This window comes from Halobellus sp. Atlit-38R, assembly GCF_003665925.1.
In the GTDB taxonomy this organism is placed as follows: Archaea; Halobacteriota; Halobacteria; order Halobacteriales; family Haloferacaceae; genus Haloquadratum; species Haloquadratum inordinatus.
In genome coordinates this window covers 1-583 of the sequence record NZ_QXIJ01000145.1, presented here as the reverse complement: position 1 = coordinate 583, position 583 = coordinate 1, and the positions used below count along the sequence as shown (strand labels likewise).

1 protein-coding gene is annotated in these 583 nt (G+C 65.0%); it reads left to right on the top strand.

Going from position 1 to position 583, the window contains the following annotated elements:
• A partial coding sequence (locus tag D3D02_RS18605) for a lyase family protein (protein ID WP_255410177.1) occupies positions 1–583 on the top strand: 583 nt, incomplete at both ends.

Below are 583 nucleotides of genomic sequence, written 5' to 3'. Positions count from 1 at the left end.
CAACCACTTCGAGGCGCAGGCGGCCCACGACGCGATGAGCGAGGCCCACGGCGCGCTCCGCACCGTCGCCGGCTCCCTGAACAAAATCGCAAACGACCTCCGCCTGCTCGCGTCCGGCCCGCGCAACGGGCTCGGCGAACTCGAACAGCCGGAGAACCAGCCCGGCTCCTCCATCATGCCCGGCAAAATCAACCCGGTCGTCGCGGAAGCGGTCAACCAGGTCCACAAGCAGGTCGTCGGCAACGACGCTGCGGTCGCCGCAGGTGCCGCAGAAGGTCAAATCGACCTCAACCTCTACAAGTCCGTCCTCGCGCACAACTTCCTCGAATCGGCGAAGATGCTCACGAACGCTTCCGAAGTGTTCGCCGAGCGCTTCGTCGCCAAACTCGAAGCCAACGAGGACCACTGCGCGGAGCAGGTCGAACAGTCCATGGCGCTGGCGACGGCGCTCAACCCCGCAATCGGCTACAACAAGGCCTCGAAGGTCGCTAAGAAGGCACTCGCCGAAGACAAGACGGTCCGACAGGTCGCCGTCGACGAAGGCTACCTCACCGAGGACGAAGCCGACGAGGTTCTCGACCCC